This is a genomic window from Roseibium sp. LAB1, from assembly GCF_054658235.1.
In genome coordinates, this window is the sequence record NZ_BAAGIB010000004.1 from 19,816 (window position 1) to 39,799 (window position 19,984).

Consider the following 19,984-nt stretch of genomic DNA (forward strand, 5'->3'; position numbering starts at 1 on the left):
GTCATTCAGGTTTTATCAAGTCCCTGCCAGGATCGAAGGTGGTCCGGCATATGCGCAATCGGTGTCATAGTGCCGTGCTCAATATTGCCATCACAATTTCCGTGCGACCGGACCCCGACCCGATTCCCGGAAACTGCGCTAGTAAACCGTCTGATACTATAACAGGGTTCATCAGATGGTTAAGGGGCGCCTTCGTGCACAGGTTTTGAATTCGGGTGACTGTGACGATAATGCCTCGTTCCTGTCTTCGAGGCATGCCCCTCCCGCCGATCAAAATTCAACGGTCCTGCGCTTAAGGGGAAAGCAACGGGACGTGACGGTCATCACTCCAAACCCATTCGTTGCGTCCTATGAACGGCTTCACGAATGCGTGAGTCATAACCGGAGAGCCAAATGCCGTTTCAATTCAATGTCGGTGACCATTCCTCACCGATCTGGAAGTACACCAGTTTCAATTCATCCCAATATTCAAAACTGAAATGGGCCAGGAACAAGCTGTTCAAGATGGTCAAGAACAATCCGGGCTGTAATGCCTATTTCCGCACGCTGCCCAGGGGACGCAGCCTGACAGACATGATCAACGACAGCACGATCTGGGTGAACTATGGCCCGACGATTTCGCCTTTGCATGGGGAAATTCACGCTCCCACCGGTGAAATCGCAGTTGGTGACAGAGCCTTCAACATGGGCAGATGGATGGTTCTTGCGACCATCATCCACGAATTCGCCCACCACAATGGTGCACCGATTACCGATGGCGACACGCGCGCTGAAGAGGCCGTTTATCACTGCGGGCTCGGCAACGCGAAGGAATATTATGACGGTGTTGACGACCCGAGCACGCCCTACGATCCGAACGTAGGTGGCTAAAAATTACCAGAAGACGAGCGGCCCCACCAAATGGGACCGCGCATGAGATGAGAAAAGCGGATCAGAACGGGATTTCGTCGTCCATGGGGCCGCTGCCACCACCGGACGGGCCACCGTAGCCGCCACCGCCGCTGCTGGAGCCACCACCGTAGCCGCCGCCGAAATTCCCGCCGGAACCGGACCCGCCGCCACCGCCGAAGCCGCCACCACCGCCTTGTGGTTCGTTGCCATAGTCAGGAAGACCACCGGAGGCGCCGCCGCCCTCGCCGCGGCCATCCAGCATCGTCAGGTTAGAATTGAAGCCCTGCAGCACAATCTCGGTAGAGTAACGGTCCTGACCGGACTGATCCTGCCATTTGCGCGTCTGAAGCTGCCCTTCGAGATAAACCTTGGATCCTTTGCGCAGATACTGCTCGGCAACTTTGCAAAGACCATCATTGAAGATCACCACCCGGTGCCATTCCGTCTTTTCCCGACGCTCGCCGGTGTTACGGTCGCGCCAGGATTCCGACGTCGCAATCCTGAGATTGGCGATCGGGCGGCCATCCTGCGTGCGGCGGATTTCCGGGTCTGCCCCCAGATTGCCGACCAAAATTACTTTGTTGACGCTGCCCGCCATACTGAACTCCTGTTTGTTTTTCGCAGACCCAACCGCGGATAACCATGTGCTTCTCCGGCACGTTCCGGCAATCAGCCCGCGCTGCAAGCTTTGCTGCTAGAAACCAGAACCCTAACGGCACGCCAACAGCTTCGCCGCTATTTTTGCCCGGCTTCACCCATTTTCCACAAGGCAGCATGCAAACCACACCCCGATTTGGCCGCCTATAACTCATACAAGGCCTTACAACACCATCACGAATTGCACGACATCACAATTCACCCCACTTTTGTTCCGATCAAACTCTGGCTTTCTGTCAGGACAAAGCCGCAGGGTTTACCGAACTTTCGTGCCCAAACAGCCGCCTCCTTCCTGACGAGACATTTGTTTGTGTACTTGTTTTGTTCTTATCATTTCTGTAAAAGCGATTCAATCTGGCATCATTTCCAAAACGGCTTTGAGCACGATATCGGACATGCCTCACTGGAAGCTCCGCCCGAAACTGCTATATCGGGGCAAACAGACATCACTCGCAATGGAACATCTTTGCGCATGCGCGGGCGTATCACTGCTTTAGGCGCTGCATGCGGTCAGGAAGAACGACGATGAAGACAGCCAAGGGTTCGCAGTCGGAAGAAGCCTGGAAGGCAGACCCCACCAGGGTCATCAGCATCCGGGGCGCTCGGGAGCATAACCTGAAGGGCGTCGATCTGGATCTGCCCCGCGACAAGCTCATTGTAATGACAGGCCTGTCAGGGTCCGGAAAATCGTCTCTGGCCTTCGATACCATCTATGCGGAAGGTCAGCGCCGGTACGTGGAGAGCCTGTCGGCCTATGCACGCCAATTCCTGGAAATGATGCAGAAACCGGACGTCGACCAGATCGACGGCCTGTCGCCGGCAATTTCCATCGAACAGAAGACCACCTCGCGCAACCCACGTTCAACGGTGGGAACGGTTACGGAAATTTACGACTACATGCGCCTTTTGTTCGCGCGTGTCGGCGTGCCTTTTTCTCCGGCAACCGGCCTGCCGATCGAAAGTCAGACCGTCAGCCAGATGGTCGACCGGATTCTGGAACTGGAGGAAGGTGCCCGTCTTTATCTGCTTGCGCCGATGGTTCGCGGGCGCAAGGGTGAGTACCGCAAGGAACTTGCCGAGCTGATGAAGAAAGGCTTCCAGCGCGTCAAGATCGACGGCACGTTCCATGAAATTTCCGAAGCCCCTGCCCTCGACAAGAAGTTCAAGCATGATATCGATGTCGTCGTGGACCGTATTGTCGTGCGCGATGACATCTCCGGACGACTTGCCGATTCACTGGAAACCGCTCTGAAGCTGGCTGACGGTATCGCGATCGCCGAGTTCGCAGACAAGACTGACGAGAACGGCAATCCGGAGCGCCTGATCTTTTCCGAGAAATTCGCCTGCCCAGTGTCCGGTTTCACGATTTCTGAAATCGAACCGCGGCTATTCTCGTTCAACAATCCCTTTGGTGCCTGTCCCACCTGTGATGGCCTAGGAACGACGCTTGCGTTCGAGGAAGACCTGGTGGTGCCGGACCACTCGCTATCCCTGCGTGAAGGAGCGGTGCTGCCCTGGGCCAAGACGGGGTCGACGTCACCTTATTATGCCCAGACGCTGGAAGCTCTTTGCAGTCACTTCAAAGTATCAATGGCAACGCCCTGGAAGGACCTTCCTTCAGAGGTTCGGGATGCGATCCTGCATGGAACCGGCAATGCAAAGATCGAATTTGTCTATGATGACGGCGTGCGCAGCTATCGGACTGAAAAAACCTTCGAAGGTGTAATCGGCAACATTGAACGGCGCTGGCGCGAGACGGAATCCACCTGGGTTCGCGAGGAACTGGCGCGGTTCCAGTCTGACCATGCCTGCCCGGCCTGCAGCGGTTTCCGCCTGAAACCCGAAGCGCTTGCCGTAAAGATTGCCGGCAAGCATATCGGTCAGATCACCGAACATTCGATCCGCGATGCCAGCAACTGGTTTGAAAACCTCCCGGCGCAGCTGAACGACAAGCAAACCGAAATCGCCGGCCGTATTCTGAAGGAAATCCGGGAAAGGTTGAAGTTCCTGAATGACGTCGGGCTGGAGTATCTGACCCTGTCCCGGTCTTCCGGCACCCTCTCTGGCGGGGAGAGCCAACGCATCCGTCTCGCCTCGCAGATCGGCTCGGGTCTGACAGGTGTTCTCTATGTGCTGGACGAGCCGTCTATCGGGCTTCATCAGCGCGACAATGCCCGCCTTCTTGAAACGCTGAAACACCTGCGCGATCTCGGCAATACGGTCATTGTTGTGGAACACGACGAGGATGCCGTGTTGACGGCAGATTATGTTGTCGATGTCGGACCAGGCGCAGGCATTCATGGCGGACAGATCGTCGCCAAAGGCACTCCGTCCGAGATCATGGCCAATCCCAATTCTCTGACCGGCCAGTATCTGTCCGGCGCCATGATGGTTTCGCGCAACGACGGGCGCAGGAAAATCAACAAGAAGCGAAAGATCTCCGTTCGTGGCGCCCGCGGCAACAATCTAAAGGACATTGATGTCGACGTGCCGCTCAGCACCTTCACCTGTGTTACCGGGGTTTCTGGCGGCGGCAAATCTACGTTCCTGATCGATACGCTCTACAAGGCGGCCGCCAGACGTCTCAACGGCGCAAGGGACAACCCGGCCCCGCATGACCGGATCGAGGGTCTGGAAGTTCTCGACAAGGTCATCGACATTGACCAGTCGCCGATTGGCCGTACTCCCAGATCCAACCCTGCGACCTATACCGGAGCTTTTACCCCGATCCGCGAGTGGTTCGCCGGCATGCCGGAAGCAAAGGCCAGAGGCTATCAGCCCGGCCGGTTCTCTTTCAACGTCAAGGGCGGGCGCTGTGAGGCCTGTCAGGGTGACGGTGTCATCAAGATCGAGATGCACTTCTTGCCGGATGTTTATGTCACCTGTGACGTCTGCAAGGGCAAACGCTACAATCGCGAAACGCTCGAGGTCGAATTCAAGGGCAAGTCGATTGCGGACGTGCTCGATATGACCGTGGACGAAGCCGCAGTGTTCTTTTCGGCCGTTCCCGCTGTTCGCGACAAGATGGAGACCCTGGCACGAGTCGGTCTCGGCTATATCAAGGTCGGCCAGCAGGCGACCACGCTTTCGGGCGGTGAAGCGCAGCGCGTGAAGCTTGCCAAGGAACTGTCGAAACGCTCAACGGGACGCACGCTCTACATTCTGGACGAGCCGACCACGGGTCTGCACTTTCATGATGTCGCCAAACTTCTGGAAGTGCTGCACGAGCTGGTTGACCAGGGCAACACGGTGCTTGTGATCGAACACAATCTGGAAGTCATCAAGACGGCCGACTGGATCATCGACCTTGGACCGGAAGGCGGTGACGGCGGAGGGACTGTGGTTGCCACCGGACGCCCGGAAGACGTTGCCGAAATTTCGGAAAGCTACACGGGTCAATTCCTGCAGGAACTGCTGCAACGGCGGCCACAAAGAGCCCATGACGCCGCAGAATAAGTCTTAACCAGTCTCTGGTTACGCAACGATAAGCCTGTGTGCGGCGCACACAGGCTTTTTTCATATGTTTTTCCACACGTTCCACGAATCGGACGGTTTCTTACGGCGCAAGCTTTGCTGCATTGCATCAAACGCATGTCAGGCATGCAGAGATGGCACTTCTTTTATTTCGTGTGGTGAAATATATCATTGGACAACAACGGCGCGGAACGCTCACGCGTTTCGATAATCAAGGAATAAGAAGATGTTTGACAATGTGCGCCAAAAGTACAGCAACTGGGTAAGCTACCGCCGTGCGGTTGACGAATTGTCCCGCCTTTCGGCTCGTGAGCTTGCCGACCTCGGCATCTGCCGCAGCGACATCAAGTTTGTCGCCCGCCGCCAGATTGGCTGAATGAAATAAAGAGATCGCGTCCCTAGGCATCCTCCTCCCAGCCGACGGGCGTGTGACACGCAGGGCATCCTCCTCCCAGCCCTGTCACGTCGAAACGTCGCCCGCCAGCACCTCCTCCCGCTGGCGGGCGTTCGTTTTTCTGGCGTCCTGATTTTCTTCCATGCCTGACTAGACAGGCGGCTCATTTCAAAAAATTCAGCCTCTCCATCCCCAGGTGCAAACCCGGAGTGCTTTCGGCTGCTTGCAGGTCGACAAAGAGACATTGCCGCATCAGCCTGTCCCGATTGCCAAAGGAACGTGGTCGGTTTCCAGACGACCAAGCGAAGCAAGTGAGCACATAATCGCGCCGGCACAGGCAATGAGTTCTTGAACAGGCATGTTTCCCTCGATTGGGGTCGCATTCAGCAGAATTGGTGTCCTGGCTTTTCCAAGAGCCAGCCTTACCGATAGCGCCGGTAAACCGCCAACGACTATCGACCAAGCCGACATTGTTTTCCGTCCCTAGCGTCCGTCCGTTCTTCAGTGCAAGTCACTCATGCGTATCAGATCGGCACCAATTTCCCGCCTCATCAAATGACACACCGGTCGCTTAAACGGCATTATTCGGAGCACGTCGCTTTTTCGCACTTGCGAACAGCTAAAACATGACAGCTATGCGACATGTGAGGGTAATTACGCCGTTTCAACCCTATTAAGGCTTTTTTAATCTGCGTTTTTTGCATATCTGCTTCGCGATTTCCCCTCTACCTCGCACTGCACAAAACACCTATTTTCCAGCCTGTAAGAGATGAACGGGCCAGACGCCGATCCGCGGTGCCATGGCCATGAGATAGCGAAAGGCCTAAACCATGATCGATACTGTTGTTCGCAAATTCAATAACTGGAAACGCTTCCGTCAGACCTATGACGAGCTGTCCAACCTGTCCAACCGCGAACTGGACGACCTGGGCATTGCCCGCTCCGACATCGCCCGCTACGCGCGTATGTCTGCGAAATAAAAAGCTTCGCGGTCAAAAGGTATCCTCCTCCCAACCTGATGACCGCACCTTCCGCGCTCAATGCGTGGAACTCCAAAAGCGCCTGCCGGTACCTCCTCCCACCGGCGGGCGTTTTTTCGTTTCAGTCGTGAATTACCCGCTGTCTGTCTTCGGGACAGTCGCGCACAAGGATATGGTGGACATTGCGAATGCCGGACTTTGCCTGTAATCAGGGCGGCACAGCAATTGTCCGAGCAGGCCTTGCCGCAAGACGGCAACAAGAGGCGGCCGGATCAGGTCCCAGGGACACAAAATGACCCCCATCCATATCATTGGCGGCGGCCTTGCCGGTTCAGAGGCTGCCTGGCAGATTGCACAGGCCGGTTTGCCGGTCGTTCTTCACGAAATGCGCCCAGTCCGCAAAACAGACGCCCATCAGACCGATGGCCTCGCAGAGCTGGTGTGCTCAAATTCCTTCCGGTCGGACGATTCAGAACAAAACGCAGTCGGCCTTATTCATCATGAACTGCGCCAGCTCGACTCACTCATCATGTCCTGTGCCGATGCTCACCAGGTGCCCGCTGGCAGTGCTCTCGCTGTGGATCGCGACGGTTTTTCGGACGCGGTGACAGCAGCGCTTCAAGATCATCCGAATGTTACGATCTCGCGCGAGGAAGTCGCCGGACTGCCGCCCGAAGACTGGGACAGGGTGATCATCGCGACGGGTCCGCTGACATCACCAGCACTTTCCGCGGCGATCCTTGAAAAAAGTGGTGAAGATGCTCTTGCTTTCTTTGACGCCATTGCGCCGATCATCCATTTCGAAAGTGTCGATCTTTCCAAGGCCTGGTTCCAGTCGCGCTACGACAAGGTAGGACCAGGCGGCACCGGCAAGGACTATCTCAACTGTCCGATGGACAAGGCACAATACGAAGCTTTTATCGATGCGCTGCTTGAAGGCGAAACAGCCGATTTCAAGGAATGGGAAGAAAACACACCCTATTTCGATGGCTGCCTGCCAATAGAAGTCATGGCTGCCCGCGGACGGGAAACACTTCGGCATGGCCCGATGAAGCCGATGGGATTGACCAACGCGCATAATCCCGGCGTGAAGGCCTATGCGGTGGTGCAGCTTCGCCAGGACAATGCTCTGGGCACGCTCTACAACATGGTCGGGTTTCAGACGAAGCTCAAATATGGTGCGCAGGCAGACATCTTCCGCATGATTCCCGGTCTGGAAAATGCACAATTTGCCCGTCTTGGCGGTCTTCACCGCAACACTTTCCTGAACTCTCCGAAGGTTCTGGACGAAACATTGCGGCTGAAAGCCGATCCGCGCCTGCGTTTTGCTGGTCAGATCACCGGATGCGAGGGCTATGTGGAATCGGCAAGCGTCGGCTGCCTTGCCGGCCTTTTCGCTGTCCTCGAAGCCCGCGGACAGGAAATTGTTCCGCCACCGGCCACCACCGCCATGGGCGCGCTGCTCGGTCATATCACCGGAGGACACATCACCCGGGACGAAGGCGCCGGCAAGCCCGGGTCTTTCCAGCCGATGAATGTCAACTTCGGACTGTTTCCTGAAGTGGATGCGCCCAACAAGGATGAGAACGGCAAGCGGTTGAAAGGCAAGGACAAGTCTCGGGCGAAGAAGCTGGCCATGACCAACCGCGCCAAGGTGGATTTTACCGACTGGCAAACACAGTTAGGCCTCGTAAAACAGGCAGCCGAGTAGAAAACACTGATCTGCGTCCAGGCGGCGCAGGATCGGGTCGAATGCAATCATTGTGAACACAGGCGCTTTTTCTGCCGAGAAAGCGCCTGATTGCATTTCTGGCATGGAGCTTTCAGCGGTTCAGATGGCTTTCAGAACGTTACCGGAGGCGCGCCAAAGTATCCACTGCCGCCTGAGCTGCGACAGTTCGGCGACCTGCTTCAACGGATCCAGACTGTCCTGTTCCAGTTTCTTCAGGAATGGCTCCACAAGAACCAGCGGCAGAAAGGCTGACTGGCAAGCTTCAGGTACATCCTTGGCTACCTGACGGACCCGGCCGAGGTGATGTCGGACATGGCCGCGCATCTCGGCCAGCACCGCTCGTAGCTCCGGCGTCGTCTCACCACGGAAAACACTTTCTATCTCGAGATTGTGACGGTCACAGACGTCTTTCGGCAGATACATCTGATGCCGGGACGCATGCCAGGGAAGCGCGCGCATCAATCCTGTCAGCGCATAAGCGACACCTGCGTGCCCGGCAGCCGTCGCCGTGCCTGGGTCCTTGCCCTCATTCAGAACCAGGCAAGCAAGCTGTATCAGGCCGGAAACTGTCTCACCTGCGTATCCTTCCAGATCATTGAGACTTGGCATCTGGTCGTTGTAGAGATCGAACACGCGTGCTTCCGTCATCGCCACAAGGCTCTGCTTGGGCAATTGATAACGCTCGACGGTCTGAAGCAAGGCATTGGCGACCGGATTGGACGTAACGGCTCCATGTTCCGTGCCTTCGAGAAGGTCGCGCCACCATTGCAGCCGCACTTCTCCAGGAAGCGGTTCTGACACCAGTTCGCGAATGCGGGCGATCTCGGCACTATAGGCATAGAGCGCCATCAGGCCATCGCGATGTGGTTCAGGAGCAAGCAATGCTGTGAGATAGCGGTCCTTGTCGAATTGACGAACCACATCGGCAGCATGATCAAATTCGGTTGTCATAGAGCCCGATAGCCTTTGAGGAGCGTCAATCGACGGCAATCAGTGCAGCAGCAACAGCCCGGTCTTCTGACAAAAGCACATTGAAGGTTCGCAGTGCAGCGCCTGTCGACATCGGGTCGGACAAAATGCCCGCCTCCCGAAACAGCGATTTCAGGTCCGCAGGCAAGGGCCGAAGCTCTTTGCCGGTCCCGACCAGAAGCACTTCGATATCCGCCTGTTCCTCCAGAACCTTTTGAAAGGCCTCGGGCGAAAACGCAGACGGATCATTCACGTCCCAGCCGTAAATTCCGCTTGGAACACATAGCAGAGATCCGCGATGAGACATACCGGCAAACCGGAAGCCGCCGTTGCCATAGGCTTCGAGCGGCGCCCGGCCGGGAAAATGCGCATCGCGGATTTCCATCGTACCGTCCTTAAGCCGACGCTTTCGCCTTTGTATCCTTCTCGCCATCGTCGTCCTTCGGAGACATCGCCTCCGCACGAAGATTGAAAAGGATCAGGAAAGGAGCCGCCAGGAAGATCGACGAATAGGTGCCGATCACGATACCGAAGATCATTGCCAACGTGAACGACTGGATGACTTCACCGCCGAAAATGTAGAGCGCGAAGAGCGCCAGCAACGTCGTAACGGACGTCATCGTCGTACGGGACAGGGTCTCGTTGATCGACATGTCGAGCACTTCGGTCAATGGCCGTTTCTTGTATTTGCGCAGGTTCTCGCGAATACGGTCATAAACAACCACGGTATCGTTGAGCGAATAACCGATGATGGTCAGCACGGCCGCGATACTGGACAACGAAAAATCAAGCTGCAGCAGCACGAACAAACCAATGGTGATGACCACGTCGTTTGCCGTTGTCAGAATTGCACCGACCGCAAACTGCCACTCGAATCGGAACCAGATGTAGAACAGAATGGCCAGCAGCGAAGCGGCAACCGCGATTGCACCGGCTTGAGCAAGCTCACCCGAAACACGCGGGCCCACAACCTCGACACGGCGGAAATCCACTTCCTGTCCTTCGAAGATGGTCCGCACCTTGCCAACGACGGCCTGCTGCGCAAGTTCACCACCCGGCTGTTCTTCGATACGGATCAGGATATCGTCCGATCCGCCGAATTCCTGCACCTGGACATCGCCCAGGTTCAGCGAAGACAGATCGGAGCGGATCGAGGCGACATCGGCAGGACCATCGGTCTTGATTTCGATGATCGTACCGCCCTTGAAGTCGATACCGTAATTCAGTCCCACAGTGAAGAACGCGGTGAGCGAGGCAATCACAAGCAAGACGGACAGCGGAAAGCTGACTTTCCGCAGCCACATGAATCTGATTTTGGTGTTGTCCGGAACAATTCTCAGCAACATTTGTCAGTCTCCCGGATCAAATCGGCAATTTCGACGGACGGCGGCGGCGGAGCCAAATGGCAACCAGCAGCCGGCTGAACGTGAAAGCCGAGAACACTGTGGTGAAGATACCGATGGCCAGTGTCACGGCGAAACCCTTGACCGGACCTGAGCCAAGCTGGAACAGGATCACTGCTGCGATCAGGGTCGTGATGTTGGCGTCCAGGATCGTGCCGAGAGCACGACTGTAGCCCGCATCCACAGCCGAAATAACTGACCGCCCTGCCCTGGCCTCTTCGCGGATGCGCTCGAAGATCAGCACGTTTGCATCCACCGCCATACCGATCGTGAGCACGATACCTGCGATACCGGGCAAGGTCAGTGTTGCCTGTAGCAATGTCAACGCCCCGAAGATCAGGAAGATGTTCGCCATCAAAGCAACATCGGCGATGATGCCGAAACGGCCATAGGCGAGGATCATGAAGGCGATCACCAGGCCACCGCCGATGATAGAAGCCAGCTTGCCGGATTCGATGGAGTCTGCGCCGAGGCCAGGACCGATGGAACGTTCCTCGATGACCGTCAGCTTGGCCGGCAACGCACCTGCGCGCAGCAGCACGGCGAGATCGTTGGCGCCGTCCACCGTGAAACTGCCGGAGATCTGACCTGAACCACCGGTAATCGGTTCACGGATAACCGGGGCGGAAATGACTTCCTCGTCGAGCACGATCGCAAACGGACGGTTGACGTTCTGCTGAGTGATCTGGGCGAATTTGCGTGCGCCGGACTGGTTGAAGCGGAAGTTCACGACCGGTTCGTTGTTGCGCTGATCGAAGCTGACCTGTGCATCGACGAGGTCTTCCCCCGACAGAAGCGGCGCTTCTTCGAGAAGGTAGGGAATGGGCGGATCGTCCACAGACATCATGACAACCGTGCCTGCGGGCGGACGGTTTTGAAGCGCCTGTTCGCCGGACATGGACGTGTCGACCATGTGGAAAGTGAGCTGCGCGGTCTGTCCAACAAGGTCCTTCAGGCGTTCAGGGTCGTCTTCACCAGGTGCCTCGACGAGGATCCGGTCAGCACCCTGACGCTGAATGCTGGGTTCGGTGGTTCCGATTTCGTCAACACGCCGCCGGATCACCTCGATGGACTGCTGGACGATATTCGTCATGCGGTCCTCAAGACCCTGTTCGGAATAGGAAAAACGGATCAGACCGTCTTCCGTGGCAGTCATGTCGAACTCATTGACCGCCTGACCGCCAAACACGCTGGAGACCAACGGATTGACCAGCGGCTGAAGCCGCTCCTGCGCGTCCGCCAGCCGGGTCAGATCGCGAATGCGGACCTGCGCCGCGTCTCCCTGAACTCCAAGCCCGGTGTACCCGATGCGAGGATCTTCGCGCAACGTCGTCCGGATATCGCCAACAAGCGTTTTCATACGCTTCTGGATGTAGTCCTGCTTGTCGATTTCATAGAGCAGATAAGCACCGCCCTGAAGGTCGAGACCGAGAACCATCTGGCTCTTCGGCAGGAAATCCGGCCAGCTTTCAAGTTGTTTTTGGGAGAAGAAATTCGGCAGCGTGGTCAGGATGCCAGCGGCAACCACAAGCACGATCAGCGCGATTTTCCAGCGTGCGAAATAGAGCATGGTCAAGCCTTAAATGCAGCCAGGCCGATCAGTAACCGGCCCGGCGGTATCATCGAAGCGGCGGGGATCGCGTTACGCGTTGTCCTTGGCCGGCTCGGTTTTGGAACGCACTTCCTGCACCATGGAGCGGACAAGGCGAACCTTGACGCCCTCGGACAGTTCAACCTGCACTTCGCCGTCGTCCACGACCTTGGAAACCTTGCCGATCAGGCCACCGGTGGTCACAACGGTGTCACCACGACGAAGGTTGGCAACCATGTCCTGATGCTTTTTCATGCGCTGGCGCTGCGGCCGGATGATCAGGAAATACATGATTGCGAAGATTGCCACGAAGGGCAGGATCTGAATCAAGAAACCGGAAGCACCTGCCGGACCGGCTGCCTGCGCGTAGGCTGGGGTGATAAACATTCACTTCTCCTAAGTGGCGTTTTTGATGACCACCGACCCTTCTGTCGGGCCTTCGGCAAAAACGCTCTCATTCTGGTGGCGCGGACTATAACTGCGGCGCGCCTCATTTCAAGCTTTGCAAACAGTTTCCAGCGTACCGGTACGGGAATAACAGACGTTTTCGTGTTTCCCGCACCGTGTTAATCCTGCCACCACTTAATTCAGGGCCTGACATGGGCCTTTTTGACAGGGCTTGCAAGAAGAATGAACGCTCAAAACGACCTCGCCGCATTAAACGCAAAACTCGATTCTCTGATCGACCTGATCGCACGTGCGGTGCCGGCCCAACCCCGCAAACCCGATTTTTCAACCGCTGACGCCTTTGTCTGGTCACCGGATCCGGGAGAACTGGTTCCGGTGCAAAAAGTCAACCGCGTCGATATCACGCTGCTGTGTGCGGTTTCCCACGTTCGCGATCTTCTGCTCGACAACACCCGCCGATTTGCCAAGGGCCTTCCTGCCAACAATGCGTTGCTGTGGGGCGCCAGAGGCATGGGCAAGTCGTCACTGGTCAAGGCAGCGCACGCGGCAATCGCAGCTGAAAACGCATCTGCCGGCCTGAAACTTATTGAAATTCATCGGGAAGATATCGAGTCCCTGCCGAAACTCATGAACCTGATCCGCGACGCCTCGTGCCGGTTTATCGTCTTCTGCGACGATCTGAGCTTCGACAATGACGACACCTCCTATAAATCGCTCAAGGCCGTGCTTGAGGGAGGGATCGAAGGCCGTCCGGACAATGTGATCTTCTATGCCACATCGAACCGGCGACATCTCCTGCCCAGGGACATGATCGAGAACGAACGTTCCACGGCGATCAACCCGGCAGAGGCCGTTGAAGAAAAGGTTTCCCTGTCAGACCGCTTCGGCCTCTGGCTCGGTTTTCACAAGTGCAGTCAGGACGATTACCTCGATATGGTGCGCGGCTATGCCGCACACTTTGACCTGAAGATCGAAGCCGATGAATTGCGGGCGAAAGCTCTGGAGTGGGCAACCACCAGAGGTAGCCGGTCTGGCCGTGTCGCTTACCAGTTCATCCAGGATCTAGCCGGCAGGCTTGGCAAGACGATCTCCTGAACGACAAAGCCCGGCACAAAGGCCGGGCTGATTGAATTGCAGTCTCGCTTTTATGCCACGTCTCCCCTCCAGCCGACAAATTTATTCTGCCGCCTGGACGTAAGGTTGCCCGCGGTCAGCGACGTGGCAGGTACTTCAGAGGATCAACCGGCTTGTTGCCCTGACGCAGTTCGAAATGAAGCTGCGGCTGGTTGACCGAACCTGTTGCGCCGGCAAGCGCAACAACATCGCCGCGGCGGATCGTGTCACCGCGTTTGACCTTCAGCTCGCTGTTATGCGCGTAGGCAGAGACCCAACCATCGTTGTGCCGCACCAGGATCAGATTACCGTAGCCTTTCAGCTCATTGCCTGAATAGATCACAGAACCGTCGTCGGCAGCATGTACCGGCGTTCCTTCAGGGACAGCCAGGTTGACACCTTCATTCTTTCCGCCGCCCGGCTTGGCACCAAAGTCGGAGATGATCCGGCCACGAACGGGCCACCGGAACTTGGCATCGGCGCTCTCGTCATCCTGGACATTTGCGACGGTGGTCGGCGTCTTGATCGGTTCTGTCGGCCGGGCTTCCTGGGTTAGGGCCGGCTGCGGCAGTTTGGTTTTCTCAACCGTTCCCGACGGCGCAGCAGCGACAGCCTGAGAGCTGGACGCAGGTGCTGCCGGCTGACGGCGCGGCGTAGGCACACTGGAAGACGATGAACCGGACGAAATGGAGGCCGTCGTCAAAGTCTGGTCAGAGCCGCCCGGTTTACGCCTGGGCAATGTACTGACACGAATGACGTCGACCTTGCCCTGACTTATGTCGGCGAAGGTCGGCTGCTGACCGTTTTTCTGGTCCGGCCGCGGCATGGTTCCGACAGTCGTTGGAACCGAGCCGGTGACGACGCTTTCGTTTCCACCAACCTTCGGCAGTTTCACCCGGCCGTTTTCGCCTTCGGTCGTGCTCGTTGAACCGTTACGTTCAGCGTAAACGTAGGTTGGAATAATGACGCTCTGACCTGGCTGTACCTTTGCCGGATCATCAATACCATTGACTGCGACGATTGCCTGGATCGGAACGCCGTAGCGGCGCGCCATGGAATTGAGACTGTCACCATGGCGAAGCTGCACCCTCGTTCCGCCGGCAGATGTCCATCCTTTCCAGCTCTTTGCGCCACCCGACGCCGCAACCGCTTCCGGTGCGGGCTGTGTGGCGACAGGAGCCGTGCGAACCGGAGCTGCACGCTGCGCTGTCGTCACAGGTGACGGCAACGGTGCGGACTGGACCGCAGGCGCCCTACTTGAAATGGAACCGGTTGTCACCGGCTGAGACGATCCCTGCGGAAGGCCTGCGGCAGTACCCCCTGGCCCGTTCACGATATCCTGGTAGGTCGGCTGTTTTTGGCCGCCATTGAGAATATCCCGCTGATTCTGGGTATTGCCCGTGTAATAGGGAGGTTCACCAAATCGCTCAACCGCGCTGGAACATCCTGCGAGAGCAACTGCAACCAGCGACACTGTCGCCACCTTGCCCATGAGATCCCTGCGGAGGGTACGCTTCCGCTTCATCATCGCCTTAACTCTAACCGCTGACTATGGCTGTTATGGTTAAGAGTAGACGGCAGTAAGGTTTATAAAGGCTAAAGACCGTCGGATCTTTCTCCGAAAAACAACGATATCTCAGTATTGAAGTGAGCCAGGAAGCCAGCAATCGCGCCAATTATAGTAAATTTGAACAGGTAAATGGTCGTGGTGCATCAATGCACGCGTGACACGAAGAATCGGTGAGAATCCCCTGATTACAGCTTCTTTGCGATTCCCGGCTGCAACATGACAGTCCGCACCATCATCAGCGTCTCCGCAGTCACGACACTCTCGGTCTTCTGGTACTTGATCAGTGTTTGTGGCTGATTGGCTTTGCCAACCGGCGCGACAAGAATACCGCCTGGTTTCAATTGCTGCAGCCAGATGTCGGGAACTTCTTCCACTGCAGCGTTGACGACAATCCTGTCAAAGGGGCCCTTCTGGCGCTCCTCACTGAAACCATCGCCCTGGCGTGCTTTCACATTTTTCAGCTTGAGAGCCTCGAACCGGCGGGTTGCCAGGTCGGTCAGGGTGGCGAATCTGTCCACCGTTTCGACATGATCCGCGAGATGAGCTATGACAGCGGCCTGATAGCCGGAGCCTGTTCCGATTTCCAGAACGCTTTGACCGGAAGAAATGGCAAGAGCCTGAACCGTGAAGGCGACAACGGACGGTGCGGAAACGATCTGACCGCATTCGATCGGCAACATCGCATCCTCGTAAGCGAGACTGTGATGGCGTGCGGACAGAAACAGGCGCCTGGGAACACGTTCAATTGCCGCCAGGACGTCCCTCGCCCCGACACCCCGTCTTCGCAATGCCAGAACCAATGCCGCGCGGGCTTCCGCCTCATCCGGCAAAGCGGACGCCATCGTCCTGTTTTCCTTGCCGGGCAAATGACCGGCCATGAACCGTCCCCCTCAGGGTTTACCCCAAAGCCCCCGCCAAATGTGTCACCAGATCGTGGGCTGTCAGATCTATGCGTAGCGGCGAAACGGAAACATATCCATCGGCAATTGCCTGCATATCGGAATTATCAAGCACAGATTTGCCGCGATCCTGAAATCGCAGCCAGTAATAGGGGTACCCTCGACCGTCCTTGCGTTCGTCAATGGACAGCCCGCTTTGCTCATGATGACCCTGAACGGTAACCTTGACCCCCTTCACTTCCTCTGCGGAGCAGGCGGGAAAGTTGACGTTGAGCAGCGTATATTGCGGTAGATCGAAATCGATCAGCTTGCGAAACAGTTCAGGCGCGTGCACTTCGGCCGTGGAGTAATCCGGTTCTGCACGGACATCCCAATTGTAGGCCTGAGACACGGCGATGGACCGGATGCCGAGAATGGCTGCTTCCATCGCGCCGGCAACGGTGCCGGAATAGGTCACGTCCTCGGCAAGGTTCTGCCCGCGGTTTATGCCCGACAGCACAAGGTCCGGCAATCCGGGCAGCACCTTGCGGACCCCCATGATCACACAGTCGGTCGGAGTGCCCTTCAGGGCATAGTGACGGTCATCCAGCTTTCTCAGTCGCAACGGATCGCTCAGGGTCAGGGAATGGGCGACACCGCTCTGGTCGGTTTCCGGGGCAATAACCCAGACATCGTCGGAAAGCGTCCTGGCAATGTTTTCCAGAACCGTCAGCCCGGGAGACTGAATGCCGTCGTCATTTGTGATGAGGATACGCATCTAGGTTTAGCTCCGTTTTCCATGTGCCCTTCCGCAGTCGAAACCAAAGAACACCTCAAATGAAGAAGGACGGCAATCCTGCCTGGTTGCCGTCCATAACAATCGATTTTCCGGCAAAATACCGCGACGGCGTGCATGGACACGGTCTAACTGTTGCCGGTTAAATCATCCGATCCGGCTGGCGCGTTTCAGCCAATCTTTTCCAGTCCGCCCATGTAGGGACGCAGAACGTCAGGAACGGTGATCGTGCCGTCGCCATTCTGGTAATTCTCCAGAACCGCAATCAGGGCACGGCCGACAGCGATACCGGATCCGTTGAGAGTATGCACGTGTGCCGGTTGCTTGGAGCCTGCCGGGCGGAACCTGGCATTCATCCGTCGCGCCTGGAAGTCACCACAGACGGAACAGGACGAAATCTCGCGATAAGTATCCTGTCCCGGCAACCAGACCTCGATATCGTAGGTCTTGCGCGCGCCGAAGCCCATGTCACCGCTGCACAGTGTCATGACCCGGTAGTGCAGGCCGAGCTTCTGGAGAACCTTTTCCGCGCAGCCCAGCATGCGTTCCAGTTCGTCGAGCGAATCTTCCGGTTTGGTCACGGAGACCAGTTCGCACTTCTGGAACTGATGCTGGCGCAACATTCCGCGCGTGTCGCGGCCGGCGGAGCCCGCTTCGGAGCGGAAACAATAGGTCAACGCGGTCACGCGCAGAGGCAGTTGGTCCTCGCCGAGAATTTCTCCCGCGACAAGATTGGTCAGCGGAATTTCTGCGGTCGGGATCAGATAATGATCCGTGGTCGTCTTGAAGAGATCTTCCTCGAATTTCGGAAGCTGACCGGTTCCGTAGAGCGGATCGCTATGAACCAGCAGCGGCGGCGAAACTTCGGTGTAGCCGTTTTCCTGGGTATGCAGGTCGATCATGAACTGGCCGAGCGCGCGTTCCAGGCGGGCAATCTGTCCCTTGAGGACCACGAAACGCGATCCGGAGAGCTTGGCAGCGGCCGCAAAGTCCATGCCTCCGAGCTCTTCACCCAGTTCATAATGCTCTTTCGGCGGCTCATTGAATGTGAATACCGGCTTTTCACCGTGCGTTTTAAAAAGCACGTTGTCGGCTTCATCCGCCCCCACCGGCACGTCGTCGTGCGGCAGGTTGGGAATGACGGCCATGGCAGCTTCGAGATCGGCAACAAGCTTACGCTCTTCTTCCTCACCCGACTGAATGAACGCCTTGATCTGCGCGACTTCGTCAATCAGCTCCTGTGCGCGGGCGTCATCGCCCGAGCCTTTGGCCTTGCCGATTTCCTTGGATGCAGCGTTCCGCCGTTCCTGGGCTTCCTGAAGCTTGGTGATATGGGAGCGGCGGGAATCGTCCAGCGCGATCAGTTTGGCTGCGGAAGCTTCAAAGCCCCGTTTTGCCAATGCCTGGTCAAAGGCGTCTGCGTTATCCCGTATCCATCTAATATCAAACATCTTCACTTCCCGAACGACGGTCGTTTCAATTCATTCCGTCGGTCAATCCGGGAAGCGTGGCGGCCAGGTGGTCAGGCCGCCGCGTCTTCGGCTTCGCGTTGAGCCTCCCTTTCGGCACGCTGGCGCTCCACCAGTTTGACGGACAGAATGGAGACTTCGTAGAGAAGCAGCGTTGGCAGCGCAAGACCGATCTGCGAGATCGGGTCGGGGGGTGTCAAAATTGCAGCAGCAGCAAAAGCACCGACGATGGCGTATTTGCGTTTGTGCCGAAGCGTCTCAGCACTGACCAGGCCAGCCCTGCCGAGCAGGGTCAGCACCACCGGAAGCTGGAAAACCAGGCCGAAGGCAAAGATCAGGATCATGATCAGGCCGAGGTATTCACTCACCTTGGCCAAATGCTGAATGGCCACCTTGCCGGTGCTCGCCGCCTGTTCCTGGGACAGGAAGAACCCCATCGCCATGGGCATGACAAGAAAATAGACGAGACAGGCACCGATCAGGAAGAGAACCGGCGTTGCGACGAGGAACGGCAGGAACGCACCGCGCTCATGCTTATAGAGGCCAGGAGCCACGAACATGTATATCTGACTGGCCACAACAGGAAACGCCAGGAAAAGTGCGCCGAACAGCGCCAGTTTCAGCTGGGTAAAGAACCATTCCTGCGGTGCGGTGAAGATCATTTCCACCGGATGACCGTCACCAGCGGCCCGAAGGTAGGGCACGGTCAGGATGTTGTAGATATCCGTTGCGAAATAGAAGCAGATCACGAACATCACGAGGATTGCACCGATCGACCACATCAGCCGCTGGCGCAATTCGATCAGGTGTTCGATCAGTGGCGCCTTGGAGGCGTCGATTTCGTCCTGGCTCATGCCTTTACATCTTCCGTCACCGGCGCGGTTTCTGGCTTGACCTCAGGTGCAGCCGGGGCTGCTTCGGTCGTGGAGGCCTTGTCCGCTTTTGCGCTGTCTGCCGGCGGCGACGCCGGATCGCTGGCAGCCACTTTGGGCTTGTCGGCTTTTTTGGTCGTGTCTTCTTCGATGGATTTTTTCAGATCGCCAAGCGGATTGAAGTTCGCCGCCGATTCGACCTGTTTCTTCATGTCCGCGATATCGGCCTGTTGTTCGGCCTCACGCAGCGCGTCGTTGAAGGTCGACTGGAACTCACGCGAAAGCTTTCGCATTTTCCCAATCGTCTGGCCAAGTGTGCGCAGCATGCGCGGCAAATCCTTTGGCCCCACGACGATGATCGCCACACAGGCGATCACCAATAGTTCGGTCCACCCGATATCGAACATGAGATGTTTCGTCCCTTAAGGAGACGCGATGCAGATTAAGATCAGCTCGCTTTTGTCTGATCTTCAGCGTTTACGGACGAGGCCGTTTCGCTGTTCTTGTGGTCGATGGTCTTCGGAGCGTCGGCTACGTCGTCTTCGGCCATGCCTTTCTTGAAGCTCTTGATTCCCTTCGCAACATCTCCCATGAGATCGGAAATCTTGCCACGTCCGAACAGCAGAACAACGACCACTGCGATGATCAAGATCTGCCAAATACTAATGCCCATACGCCAAACTCCTGATAATCGGCTTTAAAAGCCATGAGGCCCTTCTTACAAAAACGGCCCACTCCCTGCAACATGCCAGTCTATTTGATTTTGATCACTTAGACGGAATGATAA

Annotated in this window: 19 protein-coding genes; 6 read left to right on the forward strand and 13 right to left on the reverse strand. The window is 56.8% G+C overall.

Annotated features, from left to right (window positions below):
• The first annotated feature begins 393 nt into the window (after positions 1-393).
• Positions 394-870: a hypothetical protein gene (locus tag ACYQ54_RS21570; RefSeq protein WP_460086149.1), complete on the forward strand. Its 477-nt coding sequence runs from the start codon at positions 394-396 to the stop codon at positions 868-870.
• Between the two features lie 61 nt (positions 871-931).
• On the opposite strand, the gene ACYQ54_RS21575 is transcribed toward ACYQ54_RS21570, so the two are convergent.
• Complete coding sequence (locus tag ACYQ54_RS21575) at positions 932-1,489, reverse strand: single-stranded DNA-binding protein (protein ID WP_460086151.1); 558 nt, start codon at positions 1,487-1,489, stop codon at positions 932-934.
• 584 nt (positions 1,490-2,073) lie between these two features.
• Here ACYQ54_RS21575 and uvrA point away from each other — a divergent pair.
• The 4 genes from uvrA to trmFO all read left to right on the forward strand — a co-directional run bounded on the left by uvrA (position 2,074) and on the right by trmFO (position 8,107).
• Positions 2,074-5,004 (forward strand): excinuclease ABC subunit UvrA, encoded by a 2,931-nt coding sequence (gene uvrA / locus ACYQ54_RS21580; protein ID WP_460086153.1) that lies wholly within the window; start codon positions 2,074-2,076, stop codon positions 5,002-5,004.
• Between the two features lie 244 nt (positions 5,005-5,248).
• The gene (locus ACYQ54_RS21585; RefSeq protein ID WP_460086154.1) at positions 5,249-5,398 is read left to right on the forward strand and encodes a DUF1127 domain-containing protein; all 150 of its coding nucleotides are present in this window, start codon (positions 5,249-5,251) and stop codon (positions 5,396-5,398) included.
• An 848-nt stretch (positions 5,399-6,246) separates the two neighbouring features.
• Positions 6,247-6,396 carry a DUF1127 domain-containing protein gene (locus ACYQ54_RS21590; RefSeq protein WP_006933293.1) on the forward strand — a complete coding sequence of 50 codons (150 nt, stop codon included), beginning with the start codon at positions 6,247-6,249 and terminating at the stop codon, positions 6,394-6,396.
• A gap of 292 nt (positions 6,397-6,688) precedes the next feature.
• Entirely contained in the window at positions 6,689-8,107 is a 1,419-nt protein-coding gene (gene trmFO / locus ACYQ54_RS21595; protein WP_460086155.1) for a methylenetetrahydrofolate--tRNA-(uracil(54)-C(5))-methyltransferase (FADH(2)-oxidizing) TrmFO, read from the forward strand.
• Positions 8,108-8,227: 120 nt separating this feature from the next.
• Here the strand turns inward: trmFO and ACYQ54_RS21600 are convergent, their stop codons facing one another.
• From ACYQ54_RS21600 to yajC, 5 genes are all read right to left on the reverse strand, one after another.
• Positions 8,228-9,079, reverse strand: coding sequence for a phytoene/squalene synthase family protein (locus tag ACYQ54_RS21600; RefSeq protein ID WP_460086157.1), 852 nt, complete (start codon positions 9,077-9,079; stop codon positions 8,228-8,230).
• A 25-nt stretch (positions 9,080-9,104) separates the two neighbouring features.
• Positions 9,105-9,482, reverse strand: a complete 378-nt coding sequence (locus ACYQ54_RS21605) for an Mth938-like domain-containing protein (RefSeq protein WP_460086158.1) — start codon at positions 9,480-9,482, stop codon at positions 9,105-9,107.
• Between the two features lie 10 nt (positions 9,483-9,492).
• Positions 9,493-10,443 carry a protein translocase subunit SecF gene (gene secF / locus ACYQ54_RS21610; RefSeq protein ID WP_460086160.1) on the reverse strand — a complete coding sequence of 317 codons (951 nt, stop codon included), beginning with the start codon at positions 10,441-10,443 and terminating at the stop codon, positions 9,493-9,495.
• 16 nt (positions 10,444-10,459) lie between these two features.
• Positions 10,460-12,070, reverse strand: a complete 1,611-nt coding sequence (gene secD, locus ACYQ54_RS21615) for a protein translocase subunit SecD (RefSeq protein ID WP_460086161.1) — start codon at positions 12,068-12,070, stop codon at positions 10,460-10,462.
• 72 nt (positions 12,071-12,142) lie between these two features.
• Entirely contained in the window at positions 12,143-12,478 is a 336-nt protein-coding gene (yajC, locus tag ACYQ54_RS21620; protein WP_460086163.1) for a preprotein translocase subunit YajC, read from the reverse strand.
• Between the two features lie 243 nt (positions 12,479-12,721).
• Between yajC and ACYQ54_RS21625 the strand changes: the two genes are divergently transcribed.
• Complete coding sequence (locus ACYQ54_RS21625; RefSeq protein WP_460086164.1) at positions 12,722-13,594, forward strand: ATP-binding protein; 873 nt, start codon at positions 12,722-12,724, stop codon at positions 13,592-13,594.
• A 115-nt stretch (positions 13,595-13,709) separates the two neighbouring features.
• On the opposite strand, the gene ACYQ54_RS21630 is transcribed toward ACYQ54_RS21625, so the two are convergent.
• The 7 genes from ACYQ54_RS21630 to ACYQ54_RS21660 form a co-directional block, all read right to left on the reverse strand.
• The gene (locus ACYQ54_RS21630; RefSeq protein WP_460086166.1) at positions 13,710-15,140 is read right to left on the reverse strand and encodes a peptidoglycan DD-metalloendopeptidase family protein; all 1,431 of its coding nucleotides are present in this window, start codon (positions 15,138-15,140) and stop codon (positions 13,710-13,712) included.
• A 227-nt stretch (positions 15,141-15,367) separates the two neighbouring features.
• Positions 15,368-16,060, reverse strand: a complete 693-nt coding sequence (locus ACYQ54_RS21635; RefSeq protein WP_460086167.1) for a protein-L-isoaspartate(D-aspartate) O-methyltransferase — start codon at positions 16,058-16,060, stop codon at positions 15,368-15,370.
• A gap of 19 nt (positions 16,061-16,079) precedes the next feature.
• Positions 16,080-16,838 (reverse strand): 5'/3'-nucleotidase SurE, encoded by a 759-nt coding sequence (surE, locus tag ACYQ54_RS21640; protein WP_460086169.1) that lies wholly within the window; start codon positions 16,836-16,838, stop codon positions 16,080-16,082.
• A 188-nt stretch (positions 16,839-17,026) separates the two neighbouring features.
• Positions 17,027-18,307 carry a serine--tRNA ligase gene (gene serS / locus ACYQ54_RS21645; RefSeq protein WP_460086170.1) on the reverse strand — a complete coding sequence of 427 codons (1,281 nt, stop codon included), beginning with the start codon at positions 18,305-18,307 and terminating at the stop codon, positions 17,027-17,029.
• A gap of 71 nt (positions 18,308-18,378) precedes the next feature.
• Positions 18,379-19,179 (reverse strand): twin-arginine translocase subunit TatC, encoded by an 801-nt coding sequence (tatC, locus tag ACYQ54_RS21650; protein WP_460086171.1) that lies wholly within the window; start codon positions 19,177-19,179, stop codon positions 18,379-18,381.
• The gene (tatB, locus tag ACYQ54_RS21655) at positions 19,176-19,604 is read right to left on the reverse strand and encodes a Sec-independent protein translocase protein TatB (RefSeq protein ID WP_460086173.1); all 429 of its coding nucleotides are present in this window, start codon (positions 19,602-19,604) and stop codon (positions 19,176-19,178) included. Before tatB ends, tatC begins: the two co-directional genes overlap by 4 nt.
• A gap of 41 nt (positions 19,605-19,645) precedes the next feature.
• Positions 19,646-19,870 (reverse strand): twin-arginine translocase TatA/TatE family subunit, encoded by a 225-nt coding sequence (locus ACYQ54_RS21660; protein WP_330561858.1) that lies wholly within the window; start codon positions 19,868-19,870, stop codon positions 19,646-19,648.
• Positions 19,871-19,984: the final 114 nt, after the last annotated feature.

Excerpts from the sequence above, each read along its gene's own strand:
- uvrA (WP_460086153.1), top strand. The coding sequence starts at position 2,074 with ATGAAGACAGCCAAGGGTTCGCAGTCGGAAGAAGCCTGGAAGGCAGAC.
- tatC (WP_460086171.1), bottom strand. The coding sequence starts at position 19,179 with ATGAGCCAGGACGAAATCGACGCCTCCAAGGCGCCACTGATCGAACAC.
- ACYQ54_RS21575 (WP_460086151.1), bottom strand. The coding sequence starts at position 1,489 with ATGGCGGGCAGCGTCAACAAAGTAATTTTGGTCGGCAATCTGGGGGCA.
- ACYQ54_RS21570 (WP_460086149.1), top strand. The coding sequence starts at position 394 with ATGCCGTTTCAATTCAATGTCGGTGACCATTCCTCACCGATCTGGAAG.
- secF (WP_460086160.1), bottom strand. The coding sequence starts at position 10,443 with ATGTTGCTGAGAATTGTTCCGGACAACACCAAAATCAGATTCATGTGG.
- surE (WP_460086169.1), bottom strand. The coding sequence starts at position 16,838 with ATGCGTATCCTCATCACAAATGACGACGGCATTCAGTCTCCCGGGCTG.
- yajC (WP_460086163.1), bottom strand. The coding sequence starts at position 12,478 with ATGTTTATCACCCCAGCCTACGCGCAGGCAGCCGGTCCGGCAGGTGCT.
- ACYQ54_RS21630 (WP_460086166.1), bottom strand. The coding sequence starts at position 15,140 with ATGATGAAGCGGAAGCGTACCCTCCGCAGGGATCTCATGGGCAAGGTG.
- ACYQ54_RS21625 (WP_460086164.1), top strand. The coding sequence starts at position 12,722 with ATGAACGCTCAAAACGACCTCGCCGCATTAAACGCAAAACTCGATTCT.
- secD (WP_460086161.1), bottom strand. The coding sequence starts at position 12,070 with ATGCTCTATTTCGCACGCTGGAAAATCGCGCTGATCGTGCTTGTGGTT.
- tatB (WP_460086173.1), bottom strand. The coding sequence starts at position 19,604 with ATGTTCGATATCGGGTGGACCGAACTATTGGTGATCGCCTGTGTGGCG.
- ACYQ54_RS21590 (WP_006933293.1), top strand. The coding sequence starts at position 6,247 with ATGATCGATACTGTTGTTCGCAAATTCAATAACTGGAAACGCTTCCGT.
- trmFO (WP_460086155.1), top strand. The coding sequence starts at position 6,689 with ATGACCCCCATCCATATCATTGGCGGCGGCCTTGCCGGTTCAGAGGCT.
- serS (WP_460086170.1), bottom strand. The coding sequence starts at position 18,307 with ATGTTTGATATTAGATGGATACGGGATAACGCAGACGCCTTTGACCAG.
- ACYQ54_RS21635 (WP_460086167.1), bottom strand. The coding sequence starts at position 16,060 with ATGGCCGGTCATTTGCCCGGCAAGGAAAACAGGACGATGGCGTCCGCT.
- ACYQ54_RS21585 (WP_460086154.1), top strand. The coding sequence starts at position 5,249 with ATGTTTGACAATGTGCGCCAAAAGTACAGCAACTGGGTAAGCTACCGC.
- ACYQ54_RS21600 (WP_460086157.1), bottom strand. The coding sequence starts at position 9,079 with ATGACAACCGAATTTGATCATGCTGCCGATGTGGTTCGTCAATTCGAC.
- ACYQ54_RS21605 (WP_460086158.1), bottom strand. The coding sequence starts at position 9,482 with ATGGAAATCCGCGATGCGCATTTTCCCGGCCGGGCGCCGCTCGAAGCC.
- ACYQ54_RS21660 (WP_330561858.1), bottom strand. The coding sequence starts at position 19,870 with ATGGGCATTAGTATTTGGCAGATCTTGATCATCGCAGTGGTCGTTGTT.